The following is a 16125-nucleotide window of genomic DNA, read 5'->3' on the forward strand; positions in this document are numbered from 1 at the left end:
TTTCCGCACTGCGTCTCACATTTTTTCCTACTTTATTCATGATTCATGCGCGACTCTCGTGTTAAAGTGTTGCGCAGATTCTTGATAATGACGAGAAAGGATATTCCCCCAATGATTAAAAAATGTCTGTTCCCTGCTGCAGGCTACGGCACGCGCTTTCTTCCAGCTACAAAATCAATGCCAAAAGAAATGATGCCAGTAGTGAACAAACCGTTGATTGAATACGGCGTTGAAGAGGCAATTCAAGCTGGTATGAACGGTATGTGTATTGTGACAGGCCGTGGCAAACACTCAATCATGGATCACTTTGATAAGAACTACGAGCTTGAGCACCAAATTAGTGGTACCAACAAAGAAGAGTTACTTGTCGATATTCGTGAGATCATTGAATCAGCGAACTTTACCTACATTCGCCAACGTGAAATGAAAGGTCTAGGTCACGCGATTCTAACGGGGCGTGAACTGGTTGGTGATGAACCTTTCGCTGTAGTACTTGCCGATGACTTGTGTGTGAACGAGGAAGAAGGCGTTCTTGCTCAAATGGTTGCGCTGTTTAAGCAATTCCGCTGTTCTATCGTGGCAGTACAAGAAGTACCTGCTGATGAGACGCACAAATACGGCGTGATTTCTGGTGAAATGATCAAAGATGACATCTACCGCGTAGATGACATGGTAGAAAAACCAGAACCAGGCACAGCGCCAAGCAATCTTGCGATCATTGGTCGTTACATCCTTACCCCTGATATTTTTGAACTCATCGAAAACACAGAACCAGGTAAAGGTGGTGAAATCCAAATTACGGATGCGCTGCTGAAACAAGCAAAAGCCGGTTGTGTTCTCGCATATAAATTCAAAGGTAAGCGCTTTGATTGTGGTAGCGTAGAAGGCTACATTGAAGCAACAAACTACTGTTTCGAAAACTTGTACCTAAAAGATGAAAAGAAGTCTGAATTAGGTAAGCACGCGACAAAGAAAGAAGTGTAAGCCTTTCATCAGCCTAGACTCTAAAGCCCGGTTTTATACCGGGCTTTTTGTTTACTGTTTTTTTGTCCAGTATTCCTTTGCACATTTCTCACACTATGTAATACTTGCCCAACTTGGTTATACATAGAGCAAAAATGATGGATAAAATAGAAGTTCGCGGTGCCCGAACCCATAACCTCAAAGACATCAATCTGACTATTCCTCGCGATAAACTGACAGTAATTACTGGGTTAAGCGGCTCCGGTAAGTCCTCTCTCGCATTCGATACCTTATATGCAGAAGGCCAACGACGTTATGTCGAATCACTGTCTGCTTATGCTCGTCAGTTTTTGTCTCTTATGGAAAAACCAGATGTCGATCACATCGAAGGTTTATCACCGGCGATTTCTATTGAACAAAAATCGACATCTCATAACCCTCGCTCAACCGTCGGTACCATCACCGAAGTTTACGACTACTTACGTCTGCTTTACGCTCGTGTTGGTGAACCACGCTGTCCTACTCACCACGCCCCATTAGCCGCACAAACTGTCAGCCAGATGGTGGATAAAGTATTGGAACTGCCAGAAGGCAGCAAAATGATGCTGCTTGCTCCAATAGTAAAAGAGCGCAAAGGCGAGCATGTAAAAACACTAGAAAACCTTGCCGCCCAAGGTTTTATTCGAGCGCGTATTGACGGCGAAACTTGTGATCTTTCAGATCCTCCAACACTTGAGCTACACAAAAAACACACCATTGAAGTCGTGGTCGACCGATTCAAAGTTCGCCCAGATCTGCAACAACGTTTAGCAGAGTCATTTGAGACGGCGCTAGAGCTTTCTGGTGGTATTGCGGTGATTGCTCCGATGGATGGCGATGGGGAAGAAATCATCTTTTCAGCGAACTTCGCTTGTCCGCAATGTGGCTACAGCATGCAAGAGCTGGAACCGAGATTGTTCTCATTTAACAACCCAGCAGGCGCGTGTGGAACTTGTGATGGCTTGGGTGTACAACAGTATTTTGATCCAAGCCGAGTGATTCAAGATGACTCACTCAGTTTGGCACAAGGTGCTATTCGTGGTTGGGATCAAAAGAATTACTATTACTTCCAAATGCTGACTTCATTGGCGGATCATTATGGATTTGATTTGCATGCTCCGTTCAACTCTCTGCCAAAGAAAACGCAAGACGTTATTCTCAAAGGCTCAGGTCGCACCGAGATCGAGTTTAAGTACATCAATGATCGCGGCGACATTCGTGTAAAGCGCCACCCATTTGAAGGGATTTTAAATACGCTTGAACGTCGTTACCGCGATACCGAGTCCAACTCGGTTCGAGAAGAGTTAGCTAAATACATCTCGACAAAATCATGCTCAAGCTGTGGCGGTACTCGTCTACGCCTTGAAGCACGTAATGTATTTATTGCCGATACTACCTTACCTGAGATCGTTGAGCTCAGTATTGCAGATGCCCTTACCTTCTTCCAAACACTCAAGCTAGAAGGTCAACGTGCACAAATCGCAGAAAAGGTCATGAAGGAGATCAATGATCGTCTACAGTTCCTTGTAAATGTGGGCTTGAACTACCTTAATTTATCCCGGAGTGCAGAGACGCTATCCGGTGGCGAAGCACAACGCATTCGCTTAGCGAGCCAAATTGGTGCAGGTCTTGTTGGTGTCATGTACGTATTAGATGAACCGTCGATTGGCCTCCACCAGCGTGATAACGAACGACTCCTAAAAACACTGACTCATTTGCGCGATTTAGGTAATACCGTACTCGTGGTAGAACACGATGAAGATGCCATTCGCTGTGCCGATCACGTGATTGATATTGGCCCGGGAGCGGGGGTACACGGCGGTAATGTGGTTGCCGAAGGAACGATGGATGAGATCATCGCCAACCCGAACTCTCTCACAGGTCAGTATCTAAGTGGCGCAAAAGAGATAGTAGTCCCTAAAGAGCGTACCCCTCGCGATCCCAAGAAAACCGTCGAGCTACTAGGCGCAACAGGTAACAACCTGAAGAACGTCGACTTGTCTATTCCTGTCGGATTGTTTAGCTGTATTACTGGCGTGTCTGGCTCCGGTAAATCAACCTTGATCAACGATACGTTCTTCAAAATTGCACACACCCAACTCAATGGCGCTACTACTGCACACCCATCGCCTTATAAGTCGATTAAAGGTCTAGAACATTTCGATAAGGTTATCGACATCGATCAAAGCCCAATTGGCCGAACACCACGCTCGAACCCTGCGACGTACACGGGAATCTTTACCCCTATTCGCGAGCTGTTTGCTGGTACGCAGGAATCACGTTCACGTGGTTACAAACCTGGCCGCTTTAGTTTTAACGTTCGTGGTGGTCGCTGTGAAGCTTGTCAGGGGGATGGTGTTATCAAAGTCGAGATGCACTTCTTACCAGACGTGTACGTGCCATGTGATGTGTGTAAAGGGAAGCGCTATAACCGCGAAACACTGGAAGTACGCTACAAAGGCAAAACCATCGATGAAGTACTGGAAATGACCGTCGAGGATGCTCGCACCTTCTTCGATCCTGTTCCTGCGATTGCCCGCAAGCTGCAAACTCTAATGGACGTTGGTCTGTCTTACATTCGTTTAGGTCAAGCGGCAACCACATTATCAGGCGGCGAAGCGCAGCGAGTGAAATTGGCAAGAGAGCTATCCAAGCGTGATACGGGTAAAACCTTGTACATTCTGGATGAGCCAACAACTGGTCTGCACTTCCATGATATTCAGCAGTTATTGACCGTACTTCATCGCCTGCGCGATCACGGGAATACCGTTGTGGTTATCGAGCATAACTTGGACGTCATCAAAACAGCAGACTGGATCATCGACTTAGGACCAGAAGGCGGACAAGGCGGCGGAGAGATCATTGCCCAGGGAACACCAGAAGATGTGGCTCAGATCGAAGGTTCGCACACAGCTCGATTCCTTAAGCCTATGTTGAAATAGAAAAAACAGGTAAAGTACAAAGACCAGCCTACGCTGGTCTTTTTTCATTCAAAACAACGCAATATATATGGCTACTATACATGTAAGTGGAACCAAACTTTCTCCTGAAAAAGTACAAGTTCCTCTCAATCGCAAGTTTCTCATCGCCTTGGCCGTTCTGTTTTTACTGGCCATGCACTTTTTTATGCCCAATCCAGGTGGGTCAGGGTTAGCCTTATCCTTCAACGCAACAACGTGGATTGCATTTAGCTTTGCGTTAGGTATCGGTTGCTATCAGCTCGCGAGTAACCGCATTTTACGCTATTCAAAGCTAACCATCGGGTTACTGATCAGCGCGATCATCATGACGTTGCCAGTATTCTACCCCAATGCGGACAGCACTCTGGCAGCGAACAAACTTATCGGCCTGTGGAGTGGTTTCCTGTTTTTTGTTGTCTTACAGCAATTTCATTTCAGTAATAAGCATCGCCAACGGTTACTTTGGTTCATCGTACTGGCTGTCGTGATTGAAGCTCTATTTGGTCTGACGCAATATCTTTTTCTAAAACCAGGAAATCCTTTCGGCTACGACACGATTGCTAACCGTCCGTACGGGATCTTTCAGCAACCGAATGTGATGGCTAGCTTTCTCGCTACTGGATTAGTCATTGCCAGTTACCTTCTAGCTCGTCAACCCTATAAGTACTCACGTAAGCTAAGCGACGTTTACCTTTTATATGCCGTACCTGTTGTTACCTTGCCGTTGATTGTCGCGTTAGCTTCGCGCACAGGATGGCTAGCGACCATCATCGGTTTGTTGTTAGTGATTCCGTATATGTATCGCTTTGCAACCAAAGGCCGCTTTATTCGCTGGATCGCAGCTTTGGTTACGGGCTTGGTGCTCTCGTTCGTTGTAATGAGCATTGCATTCCCGGATGGAAGTGGACTGGCGACAGAGAAAGTGAATATGGAATCGCCTCGAGCGTACACTTTCCCTCAAACCTTGGATATGGTGATCGAGAAACCGTTCACTGGCTACGGTTACGGTAAGTTTGAATCTGAGTACATGCTGTACACCGCGCGCCAGCATGCGCTGAATGAGAACTATCCTGCAGGCTTGCCATCGATGGATCATCCACACAATGAAATGTTGTACTGGGGCGTAGAAGGTGGGCTTCTGCCTGTATTAGGCATAATCCTCGCAATGGGATTGGTTTTACATCGGATTTATCAAGCCAAACGTGGCACACGCCTAGCGTTGCTTGCGTTATTCATTCCTATCGTACTTCACTCTCAGTTGGAATATCCGTTTTATCACTCTCTCGCGCACTGGCTGATTTTCATCATTTTGCTGTATTGGGTCGACCAACGTGTCTCGCGCTATCGCCAAGTTGGGTTTAGCAAAGTGACCAAAAGTCTGCTACGTGTTTTTAGCTTGGTGATTCCGGCCGTGTTTACCTTCTATATGGTGAGCGCACTACACACGAACTACATTCTGACGAAGTTCGAAACTACGCGACCAACTAATCCTGATATTTTGAATCAGGTAAGTAACCCGGTCGTATGGAAAGACAGATTTGACTGGGACGTTTACAGTACCTTTTTGAATATTGGTCTGTACAAGCAAGATCCAAGTTTGATTCAACCTTATATTGATTGGTCATTGCAGATCATTAAAGATAAGCCACGCCCTGCGTTCTACAATAACTTAATCTTGGCTTATCAAGGACTGGATGACAGCAGTAAAGCAGAACAAATTCGTGCTGAGGCTCAATTCTTATTTCCGAACATCGACTTTAGCCAAGTAAATTATCAACCACCCTCACAAGCCCAATCGGCAACGCCTAGCACGTCTGATGCGGAATAGACAAACAAAAAAGCGAAGGACTTCCTTCGCTTTTTTGTTTTCAGCCCAATGATTTTAGGCCCTGTTGGTCTATGAGTAATAGAGTTCCAAGCTCTTGAGACGCTCTAATGCGCAACTCTTACTCAGTTAAAGACTCTTCCAGAGCCTTCAAGCACAGCGCGACGTTTTCCGCACGAGCACCGTATCCCATCAACCCAATACGCCATGCTTTGCCAGCCAACGCACCTAGCCCTGCACCAATTTCAAGGTTGTAAGTTTCAAGTAGATGCGCGCGAACTTTCGCTTCATCGATCCCTTCAGGCACATAAATCGCGTTCAATTGAGGTAAACGGTAAGATTCTTCCACTACAAATTCAAAACCCAGTTTCTGAAGACCATCTTTCAACTTCTCATGCATCAATTGATGGCGAGCCCACGCGTTCTCAAGCCCCTCGTTCTGCAACACAAGCAGTGCTTCATGCAATGCATATAGGCTATTCACTGGAGCTGTGTGATGGTAGCTACGCTTACCTTCCCCACTCCAGTACCCCAACACTAAGCTTTGATCGAGGAACCAACTTTGAACTGGCGTAGTGCGCGATTGAATTTTTTCGATAGCAGCCGGAGACAGCGTCACCGGAGACAAGCCAGGCACACACGACAAACACTTTTGACTGCCCGAGTACACAGCATCAAGCTGCCATTCATCAACTTTTAACGGTACGCCGCCTAACGATGTAACGGCGTCCACAATCGACAACACATTATATTGCTTGGCTAACTTACCTAGAGTTTGTGCATCACTGACAGCACCTGTTGATGTCTCAGCATGCACAAAAGCCAGAATTTTTGTATCAGGATGTTGCTGTAGTGCTTGTTCAACTTTATCTACTGAAACAGGCACACCCCATTCATCATCGACTAGCACCACTTCACCACCAGCACGAATCACGTTTTCACGCATGCGCTCACCAAAGACACCGTTTCGACAAACGATGACTTTGTCACCTTTCTCGATCAAGTTAACGAAACAAGTCTCCATCCCAGCACTGCCTGGAGCAGAAACCGCAATAGTGAACTCATTTTCGGTTTGAAAAGCGTATTTCAACAGCTGTTTAAGCTCATCCATCATCGCGATAAACAGAGGGTCTAGATGACCAACCGTTGGACGGCTAAGGGCTTGCAATACCTGCGGATAAACATCGGAAGGACCAGGGCCCATTAAAATTCGGTGAGGGGGAATAAAGCTTTGGATCGGCATGTCAGCTCCTTGATTGCAGTCATTTAGCCTGAAAGAAGTCATTTTTAGAATTATTTGCCATCAAAACATCGTCACTCTTATGCTTTGCAAGAAAACTCACTTGAATTATTTAACAAGTAGTTCACCAGAAAACAGGAGCAATTTTTATTTCGATTAGCAATACATTCAGGCATCAAAGGTTTCACACTAATGTATTTTGTTGCACACGGCAATTAGCCCTAAGTATAGAGGTCAAACCACTGTCACAATTTCGTTAATAAAAACCATCATTCTGGTTGAAATATTGATTGACATTGTGACGTCAAAACCGTTCAATGTTTGAGCTTTATGTAGAAGAGGAGCACTGCCCAGGCAGGTGATTTGTGGAACCGCAATTCCAATACCAATCATTCAGGGGGAGTAGTGCCGAGGTAAGTCAAAATTGCAGGGTTTGGCTTGTCGGTTGACTTGGGTTGAGTCCCATCAACTGTCATCAGCACCGTCTGATGAAGAGCTTCTGAGGGTACATTTTCAAATGACAATCTAACTACCTCTCTTTTTGCTCTGTTCCTTTCCTCACAAAACATTGGATGTGTATATTTTTTAGGAAGTCGTGGGAGAAACGCAGTGAGCGCATTTAACGTAGCTAAATTCGGTGGGACCAGTGTTGCCAATTTTGAGGCAATGAGTCGTTGTGCCACCATCATCGAAAACAATCCAAATACTCGCCTTGTTGTTAGCAGCGCTTGCTCTGGGGTAACCAACATCTTGGTAGAACTGGCCAATGGCGTTCAAGATCAGGAACACCGTGCTGAGTTACTAAAAAACCTAGCTGAGATCCATGATTCCATTTTGGCTCAATTGGAAGATGCGACAGAAGCCTCTTCAGAGGTGTACGGAATTTTAGATACCGTGACCAGCCTTGCAGAAGCTGCCTCAATTCAAGCAAACACCAAACTGACCGACCACCTTGTGGCATGTGGTGAGTTAATGTCGACACACATTTTGGCGCAGCTCATGCGAGAGCGTGGTATCAATGCAGTGCGATTTGATATTCGTGAAGTGCTAAGAACCGACGACAACTTTGGTCGCGCAGAACCGAATGTCGAAGCCATTGCTCAACTAGCGCAAGAGAAGCTTATCCCTTTATGTCTTGATTCTGTCGTCATCACACAGGGCTTCATTGGCTCTGACGAAGAAGGCAATACAACAACGTTAGGCCGCGGTGGTAGCGACTACAGTGCAGCCTTGATTGCTGAAGGTGTGAAAGCATCTGGACTTGAAATTTGGACAGATGTTCCTGGTATTTACACGACCGATCCTCGCATTGCACCAAAAGCGTCACCAATCCCAGAGATCAGTTTTAGTGAAGCCTCTGAAATGGCTAACTTTGGCGCGAAAATATTACACCCATCAACACTGGTCCCTGCTCTACGCCATGATATCCCGGTTTTTGTTGGCTCATCCAAAGAACCAGAAAAAGGCGGCACGTGGATTCGTCATCAAGTCGAAAGCTCACCACTGTTCCGCGCCCTCGCTCTGCGTTGTAATCAAACGATGGTCACTCTACGTAGTGCGAACATGTTCCATGCGTACGGCTTCTTAGCAAAAGTATTTGAGATTTTAGCCAAGCACAAAATTTCGGTAGACCTTATCACCACATCAGAAATCAGTGTGTCACTCACGCTAGATCAAACTGATACCTCAGGCGGCGCACCACAACTTCCTCAAGCAGCACGTGAAGAGTTGGAAGAGTTGTGTAAGGTCGAAGTAGAACATGACCTTTGTTTGGTAGCCTTGATTGGTAACAAGATGAGTGAACGTAAAGGCTATGCGAAGCAAGTGTTTGGTACGCTAGAAGATTTGAACTTACGCATGATCTGTTATGGAGCAAGCCCTCATAACCTGTGCTTCCTTGTGAATGAGTCGGTGGCGAAGCAAGCCATTCAGAAGCTGCATACAGAGCTCTTCGAACAATAATATTGGTTTGTTCCTCAAGTGCCCACTACCGTGGTTCAAAAAGCATAACGTGGTTTTTGAGGGAACAACGACAAATTAAAGGGCTGCACATTGGCAGCCCTTTTTATTGCTTGTTCACTTGATTTAGCCGTTAATGTTTGGCCCCAACCATTTTTCAGCTTCGATCCTATCCCAACCTTTACGATCAGCATAACTCTCTAACTGATCGTCTTGGATCTGAGCGATCGCAAAATAGCGAGAGTCTGGATGTGAGAAGTACCAACCGGACACTGATGCCCCCGGATACATTGCATAGCTCGTTGTTAGTGACATACCGATGTTCTCTTCAACATTCAGTAACTCCCAAAGCGGGCCTTTCTCTGTATGCTCAGGACAAGCTGGGTAACCCGGTGCAGGACGGATCCCTTGGTACTTTTCACGGATGAGCTCATCATTCGATAGATTTTCATCTGCTGCATAGCCCCAAATTTCTTTCCTGACACGCTCATGCAAGTATTCAGCAAAAGCTTCGGCTAAACGATCCGCCACCGCTTGAATCATGATTGCGTTGTAGTCATCGCCTTTCGCTTTGTACTCATCGGCCAACTCACGCTCACCGATACCGCCAGTTACTGCAAACGCTCCAACCCAATCCTGTTTGCCAGATTCTTTTGGCGCGATGTAATCCGACAAGCAGTAGTTAAAGCCTTTAGGCTTTTCTGTTTGCTGACGAAGATTGCGCAATACTTTAGCAACCTCGGTACGCGACTCATCGGTGTACACTTCAATATCATCACCCACACTTGCCGCTGGGAATAGGCCACATATCCCGCGAGCCTTAAGCAATCCTTCACGCTCAACTCGATCAAGCAGCTCATTGGCATCATGGAATAGACGCTGAGCCTCCTCACCCACTTCTTCATGTTTGAAGATTGTCGGGTATTTTCCTACCAGCGACCACGTCATGAAAAACGGCGTCCAGTCGATATACTTGCGTAAGGTTGCGACATCAAAATCATCGAAAATATGAAGGCCTGGTTTTGCAGGAACTGGTGGCGTGTATGCATCCCAATCTATCGCGACTTTGTTTGCACGCGCTTGTTCTAAAGTGACAGGCTTAGTACGCGGCTTCTTACGATTGTGTTGGTCACGAACACGCTCATAATCCGCATCCAGTTTTTCTATAAAGGCAGGTCGACGTTCATCGGAGAGTAATGACGAACAAACCCCTACTGCGCGCGACGCATTGTTTACGTAAACCACCGGATTTTTGTAGTTCTGCTCAATCTTCACGGCAGTGTGAGCTTTGGATGTGGTAGCTCCGCCAATCAGAAGCGGAAGATCAAAATTGAGACGTTCCATCTCTTTAGCAACATGAACCATTTCATCCAGAGATGGGGTAATCAACCCAGACAAACCGATAATATCAACGTTCTCTTCTAGCGCGACTTTTAAGATCTTTTCACACGGTACCATCACGCCAAGATCGATGATCTCGTAGTTATTACACTGCAGTACAACGCCTACAATGTTTTTGCCGATGTCGTGCACGTCACCCTTCACTGTCGCCAACAAAATTTTTCCGTTACTGCTACCAGATTGTTTTTCGGCGTTAATAAAAGGCTCTAAATGCGCGACAGCTTGCTTCATCACACGTGCAGATTTCACTACTTGAGGTAAGAACATCTTACCCTCACCAAATAGGTCACCCACCACGTTCATGCCATCCATCAAAGGGCCTTCAATCACTTCAAGTGGCTTTGCCGCATTTACACGTGCTTCTTCAGTGTCTGCGACAATGAACTCTGTGATCCCTTTAACTAACGCATGCTCTAAACGTTTTGCGACAGGCCAAGTTCGCCACTCAAGCGCAGAGGCATCTTCTTCTTTGCCAACACCTTTATCTGCGTACTCAGCTGCGATATCTAACAATCTTTCTGTAGCGTCATCTCGACGGTTAAGCACAACGTCTTCTACTGCTTCTCGTAATTTTTCCGGTACGTTGTCATAAATTTCGAGCTGCCCCGCGTTCACAATGCCCATGTCCATACCGTTTTTAAAACAGTGATAAAGGAATACGGCATGGATTGCTTCACGAACGTAGTTATTACCGCGGAAAGAGAAAGACACGTTCGACACGCCTCCGGAGATCATCGCGTGTGGCAAATCGCGCTTGATGTCCGCTACAGCTTCAATGAAATCAACAGCATAGTTGTTGTGCTCATCGATACCCGTTGCGACGGCAAAAATGTTCGGGTCAAAAATAATGTCTTCTGGCGGGAAGCCAACTTCATCTACCAAAATACGATAAGCATTTGTACAAATTTCTAGCTTGCGCGCGCGTGTTTCTGCCTGACCAACCTCATCGAATGCCATGACGATCACAGCTGCGCCATAACGACGGATCAGTTTAGCTTGCTCAACAAATTTCTCTTTGCCTTCCTTCAAAGAGATAGAGTTCACAATGCCTTTACCTTGAATGCATTTCAGACCCGCTTCGATCACTTCCCATTTGGAAGAGTCGACCATGATTGGCACTTTGGAGATTTCTGGTTCTGAGGCACATAGGTTTAGAAAACGCACCATACAAGCCTGTGCGTCTAACATCCCCTCATCCATGTTGATGTCGATGATTTGGGCACCATTTTCAACTTGCTGACGCGCGACTTCTAATGCTTCGTCATACTGTTCTTCTTTGATCAAACGTTTAAAGCGAGCAGAACCTGTGACGTTAGTTCGCTCACCGACATTGATGAATAAAGTCTCTTTCTCAATCGTTAATGGCTCTAATCCGGAGAGACGACAAGCAACAGGCAAATCTGGCAAAGCGCGAGGTGTAACACCTTCAACGGCCTGCGCCATTTGGCGAATATGCTCCGGCGTTGTACCACAACAGCCACCAATCAGATTTAAAAAGCCGCTGCTAGCCCACTCTTTTACATGCTCTGCCATATCTTCTGGAGAAAGGTCATATTCTCCAAAAGCATTCGGCAAACCTGCGTTAGGGTGTGCGGAAACAAATGATTCAGAAATACGAGAAAGCTCTTCCACGTATGGGCGCAGTTCATCTGGCCCCAATGCACAGTTAAGACCGAAAGATAACGGCCTTACATGACGTAGAGAGTTGTAAAATGCTTCCGTGGTTTGCCCTGATAGCGTTCGGCCCGAAGCGTCCGTAATCGTACCGGAAATCATGACAGGCAGTGCGAAGCCAAGCTCTTCAAATACAGAATCAACAGCAAAGGCACATGCTTTAGCATTCAATGTATCGAAAATAGTTTCGATCAAAATAAGATCAGCGCCACCTCTGATTAATGCTCGAGTTGACTCGGAATACGCTTCAACCAGCTCATCGAAAGAAACATTGCGGTAGCCGGGATCATTCACATCAGGGGAGATAGAGCACGTTCGGTTGGTTGGACCAAGTACACCTGCAACGTAACGAGGTTTGTCAGGCGTTTTCGCCGTCCACTCATCGGCAACTTCACGAGCCAGTTTTGCCGCGGCGAAGTTAATCTCTTCACTCAGGCTTTCCATCTCATAGTCAGCCATCGCAATGGTGGTCGCGTTAAAGGTATTGGTTTCTAGAATATCAGCGCCGGCTTCAAGGTAAGCGCTATGGATTTCCTTAATTAGTTGAGGCTGGCTTAGCACCAACAAGTCGTTGTTGCCTTTTAGATCACAGTGCCAATTGGCAAAGCGCTCTCCTCGGTAATCTTGCTCTTCAAGTTTGTACCCTTGGATCATGGTGCCCATACCACCATCAATCAATAAGATACGTTTCTTCAATTGAGCTTCAATCTGTTGTCTTACTTTGCTTCCCACAGTACAGCCTCATTCCTTTAGTTATGATTCCATCCTATCACACAAACTTCAGGAGTCTAGACGTCTAAATGGAGATTTAATGATTATTTTATCTCCTTCTTAACTTGCAAAATAAACCCGAAAAAATGTTTGCTATTTAGACAGCATCAGCCGAGAATTCCATTCATAAAATGTTACAAATAGAGAGCTCTATGTCGGTCTATCATACTTTATGTTTTCTATCCGCAGCTGCAATGCTAATTGCTTTTGTAAACAGCAAGATAGGAAAGATGCAAACCACTATAGCCATTACGGCTGGTTCAATGGTTCTTTCTCTACTTATTTTGATCGCCGGTCAAAACAACTGGTTTCACCTTACGGAGATTGCAACCGAGACGGTAACAAGAATCAACTTTGAAGACTTTTTGTTGAAAGGCATCCTTGGATTTTTGCTTTTTGCTGGCGGCTTGGGCATCAAGCTACCCAACTTAAAAGATCAAAAGTGGGAAATCACGGTATTGGCTCTTGGAGCAACCCTGTTCTCAACCTTCTTCATCGGCTTTGTTCTTTATGGCCTTTGTATGCTGATCGGCATACAGTTTGATTTGGTTTACTGCTTGCTGTTTGGCGCATTAATCTCGCCTACCGACCCGATTGCCGTTCTAGCTATCGTTAAAAAGTTAGATGCACCTAAACGTATCTCGACACAGATCGAAGGGGAGTCACTATTCAATGATGGCTTCGGCTTGGTTATTTTCGTCACGCTTTTCACCATTGCATTTGGCTCAGAAGCACCAACAGTCGGTAGCGTCACTCTACTCTTCATCCAAGAAGCGATTGGCGGGATCGTCTATGGCTTTCTATTGGGCTTAGTATTCCACTACCTAATCAGTGCTACTGACGATCACTCAATGGAGCTACTACTTACCATCGGTGTTCCTACAGCAGGTTACGCATTTGCTGAGTACATTCATGTTTCAGGCCCACTTGCGATGGTGGTGTCGGGAATTATGATCGGTAACTGGACGCGCTTTATTGGCTTCTCTAAAGAGAGTGAAGACCACCTAGACCACTTCTGGGAGTTAGTAGATGAGTTCCTAAACGGCGTGCTATTCCTATTAATTGGTATGTCGATGCTGCTATTTAAGTTCCATGAAGAAGACTGGATCATGATGGCAATTGCAGTCCCTCTGGTGCTAGCCTCTCGCTATCTCAGCGTCTTTATCTCATACATAGGCTTTAAACGTTACAGAAAATACAACCCATGGTCAGTAAAAATTTTGACTTGGGGTGGCCTACGTGGCGGCCTAGCGCTAGCAATGGCACTTTCAATTCCATCAGGAATTTGGGTGGTTCAAGACAAGCTGATCGATGTAAAAGAGATCATCCTTGTAATGACCTATTCGGTTGTGGTGTTCTCTATCCTTATTCAAGGTTCAACCATTACACCAATGATTGAAAAGGCGAAAGCTGAAGAAAAAAAGATGGAAGATGAAAAGCTAGCTCAAAGCTCTTTAGCAGAACAAAGAGAACAAACTGAAGCCTAATTCCATTCTCCCCATATTTAAAAAGCAGCCTTAGGGCTGCTTTTTTATGCTCTAAAATTCGAAGACTTCACCAACAATGTTATCTAGAAACCTCCCCGTTCTACTCTCCTCAGAGCGAAGCCCAAGCCTAATAACAATCTAAGTAAAAATATGATCCAATTGAGGCGATTCAGATAAAAATGAGCCTGCTGGCCCTTGCTCATCTCAAATGATGTATATTCACGCACACAAATCGTCAAGTTTCTCAAGGTAAGTCGAACTAGTATCAATAAATGGGTTCAAACCTTTCTTGAAGAAGGGCTAGAAGAACGGTAAGAAAAGCCAATAATACACAAGGCGGACGACTGACTGGTTCCGATATCCACGCTTTTATCATGAAAGAATTTGGCGAGTACTACCGCCCTGACTCTATCTATTACCTACTCGACCACATGGGATTTTCATGGATAACTTCCCGCTCAAAACACCCCAAACAACCTCAACAAGCACAAGACGATTTTAAAAAATTCAAAATCGAAACGATCAGGACAGTGTGTTGATGTCTGGTTTCAGGACGAAGCCAGGTTTGGGCAACAAAACACGACAACACGCTTATGGACTGAAAAAGCAGCTCGCCCAAGAGCCGTGAAGCAACAACAATTCGTGTATGCTTATCTGTTCGGTTCAGTCGTCGCAGCAGAGGAATTGGTGAGGCTATCATTGTCCTTGGGTTCATAAAGACATCATGATAGAGCACTTAAAACAAATATTGGCAGTCACGGAGGAGGGATGTCGCGCCGTCATTGTTATGGATGGTGGAGGATGACGTACAGAAGAAATTGCCAATGACTTTAAAATGTCAGTGTCATCAAACTTTCACCCTATTCTCCAGAGCTAAACCCTATCGAACAAGTATGGCGTTGCTTGAGGCAACGCTATTTAGCCAACCAATCTTTTACTGATTACCACGACATCATCTCCAAGTCTGCGATGCATAGAATCGAATCGGTTTTGGATTGCTCCAAAAGAATCACCAAAATGCATTCGTAAAAATGGATAGACCTAACCAGTTAATTTTCAAGATTGGTATAATAACGGTATGGAGAAATATCTTCAGCTCAGAGCTACAGATGTAAACTACCACCTTCTAAAGAAGGTGGCTTTGTGTGAGCCCCCTAAAAGGGGGCCTAGACCAGAACCTCGATGTGGCACCGCAGTCTCTCTTCACTCTCCAACACTAAATTTATGGCATCACTTATAGAGTGCAACTAAACAAAACTATTGAGTTCGTTGAAGATGTGTACTGAAGTGCTTTGACTTACTTCTGGTGAGTACGATACAAAAGTAAGAAATTTGGGAATTAGGCAAAGCCGCAACGAATGATAACCACCTACTGAAGTAGGTGGTTTAGGGCTGAAAACAAAAAAGCCCCAGTCTTTCGACTGAGGCTTTAAATATGGCAGGGGTGGAGAGATTCGAACTCCCAACACGCGGATTTGGAATCCGCTGCTCTGCCAATTGGAGCTACACCCCTGTTGTAACTACAGTTTATCACATTGTAGATTCAAAAAAACCTCGCAAAGGCGAGGTTTTCGAAATAAGTGGCGGAGCGGACGGGACTCGAACCCGCGACCCCCGGCGTGACAGGCCGGTATTCTAACCAACTGAACTACCGCTCCGCACTGGTTAGACCTAAGTCTAAATTAAAAGCCTGGCGATGTCCTACTCTCACATGGGGAAGCCCCACACTACCATCGGCGCTATTTCGTTTCACTTCTGAGTTCGGAATGGAGTCAGGTGGGTCCAAAACGCTATTTTCGCGAAGTA

Annotated in this window: 10 protein-coding genes, 2 tRNA genes, 1 rRNA gene and 1 riboswitch; of the genes, 8 read left to right on the plus strand and 5 right to left on the minus strand. The window is 45.6% G+C overall.

Features of this window, described 5'->3' with window-relative positions:
* Positions 1–111: 111 nt before the first annotated feature.
* The 3 genes from galU (at position 112) to UF05_RS13650 (ending at position 5790) form a co-directional block, all read left to right on the plus strand.
* The gene (gene galU, locus UF05_RS13640) at positions 112–984 is read left to right on the plus strand and encodes a UTP--glucose-1-phosphate uridylyltransferase GalU (protein WP_005466627.1); all 873 of its coding nucleotides are present in this window, start codon (positions 112–114) and stop codon (positions 982–984) included.
* A 137-nt stretch (positions 985–1121) separates the two neighbouring features.
* Positions 1122–3944: an excinuclease ABC subunit UvrA gene (gene uvrA, locus UF05_RS13645; RefSeq protein ID WP_045544939.1), complete on the plus strand. Its 2823-nt coding sequence runs from the start codon at positions 1122–1124 to the stop codon at positions 3942–3944.
* A 67-nt stretch (positions 3945–4011) separates the two neighbouring features.
* Positions 4012–5790 (plus strand): PglL family O-oligosaccharyltransferase, encoded by a 1779-nt coding sequence (locus tag UF05_RS13650; protein WP_045544924.1) that lies wholly within the window; start codon positions 4012–4014, stop codon positions 5788–5790.
* A gap of 118 nt (positions 5791–5908) precedes the next feature.
* On the opposite strand, the gene UF05_RS13655 is transcribed toward UF05_RS13650, so the two are convergent.
* Positions 5909–7030 carry a pyridoxal-phosphate-dependent aminotransferase family protein gene (locus UF05_RS13655; RefSeq protein WP_029837284.1) on the minus strand — a complete coding sequence of 374 codons (1122 nt, stop codon included), beginning with the start codon at positions 7028–7030 and terminating at the stop codon, positions 5909–5911.
* A 325-nt stretch (positions 7031–7355) separates the two neighbouring features.
* A riboswitch (Lysine riboswitch) is annotated at positions 7356–7534 on the plus strand.
* Between the two features lie 102 nt (positions 7535–7636).
* Between UF05_RS13655 and lysC the strand changes: the two genes are divergently transcribed.
* Positions 7637–8989, plus strand: a complete 1353-nt coding sequence (gene lysC / locus UF05_RS13665; protein WP_005480997.1) for a lysine-sensitive aspartokinase 3 — start codon at positions 7637–7639, stop codon at positions 8987–8989.
* Positions 8990–9112: 123 nt separating this feature from the next.
* On the opposite strand, the gene metH is transcribed toward lysC, so the two are convergent.
* A complete protein-coding gene (gene metH, locus UF05_RS13670; protein ID WP_029864664.1) occupies positions 9113–12793 on the minus strand; it encodes a methionine synthase in 3681 nt (1226 codons plus the stop codon).
* Between the two features lie 191 nt (positions 12794–12984).
* On the opposite strand from metH, the gene UF05_RS13675 reads away from it, so the two are divergent.
* The 4 genes from UF05_RS13675 (at position 12985) to UF05_RS26835 (ending at position 15348) form a co-directional block, all read left to right on the plus strand.
* Entirely contained in the window at positions 12985–14319 is a 1335-nt protein-coding gene (locus UF05_RS13675) for a cation:proton antiporter (protein WP_011106084.1), read from the plus strand.
* A gap of 195 nt (positions 14320–14514) precedes the next feature.
* Positions 14515–14634, plus strand: coding sequence for a helix-turn-helix domain-containing protein (locus tag UF05_RS26830; protein WP_079400693.1), 120 nt, complete (start codon positions 14515–14517; stop codon positions 14632–14634).
* Positions 14635–14663: 29 nt separating this feature from the next.
* Positions 14664–14858 carry a helix-turn-helix domain-containing protein gene (locus UF05_RS25815; protein ID WP_223848341.1) on the plus strand — a complete coding sequence of 65 codons (195 nt, stop codon included), beginning with the start codon at positions 14664–14666 and terminating at the stop codon, positions 14856–14858.
* Between the two features lie 307 nt (positions 14859–15165).
* Positions 15166–15348 (plus strand): transposase, encoded by a 183-nt coding sequence (locus tag UF05_RS26835; RefSeq protein WP_079400692.1) that lies wholly within the window; start codon positions 15166–15168, stop codon positions 15346–15348.
* 407 nt (positions 15349–15755) lie between these two features.
* On the opposite strand, the gene UF05_RS13680 is transcribed toward UF05_RS26835, so the two are convergent.
* The 3 genes from UF05_RS13680 to rrf form a co-directional block, all read right to left on the minus strand.
* Positions 15756–15832: transfer RNA gene (locus UF05_RS13680), tRNA-Trp, on the minus strand.
* A gap of 68 nt (positions 15833–15900) precedes the next feature.
* A tRNA-Asp gene (locus UF05_RS13685) sits at positions 15901–15977 on the minus strand.
* 30 nt (positions 15978–16007) lie between these two features.
* Positions 16008–16123: ribosomal RNA gene (gene rrf / locus UF05_RS13690) — 5S ribosomal RNA — on the minus strand.
* Positions 16124–16125: the final 2 nt, after the last annotated feature.

The organism is Vibrio sp. S457-15 (genome assembly GCF_000960545.1).
Taxonomy (GTDB): domain Bacteria; phylum Pseudomonadota; class Gammaproteobacteria; order Enterobacterales; family Vibrionaceae; genus Vibrio; species Vibrio parahaemolyticus.

Bases quoted from the DNA above. Each gene is read 5' to 3' on its own strand.
- galU (WP_005466627.1), top strand. From the start codon at position 112: ATGATTAAAAAATGTCTGTTCCCTGCTGCAGGCTACGGCACGCGCTTT.
- UF05_RS13655 (WP_029837284.1), bottom strand. From the start codon at position 7,030: ATGCCGATCCAAAGCTTTATTCCCCCTCACCGAATTTTAATGGGCCCT.
- UF05_RS13650 (WP_045544924.1), top strand. From the start codon at position 4,012: ATGGCTACTATACATGTAAGTGGAACCAAACTTTCTCCTGAAAAAGTA.
- UF05_RS13675 (WP_011106084.1), top strand. From the start codon at position 12,985: ATGTCGGTCTATCATACTTTATGTTTTCTATCCGCAGCTGCAATGCTA.
- uvrA (WP_045544939.1), top strand. From the start codon at position 1,122: ATGGATAAAATAGAAGTTCGCGGTGCCCGAACCCATAACCTCAAAGAC.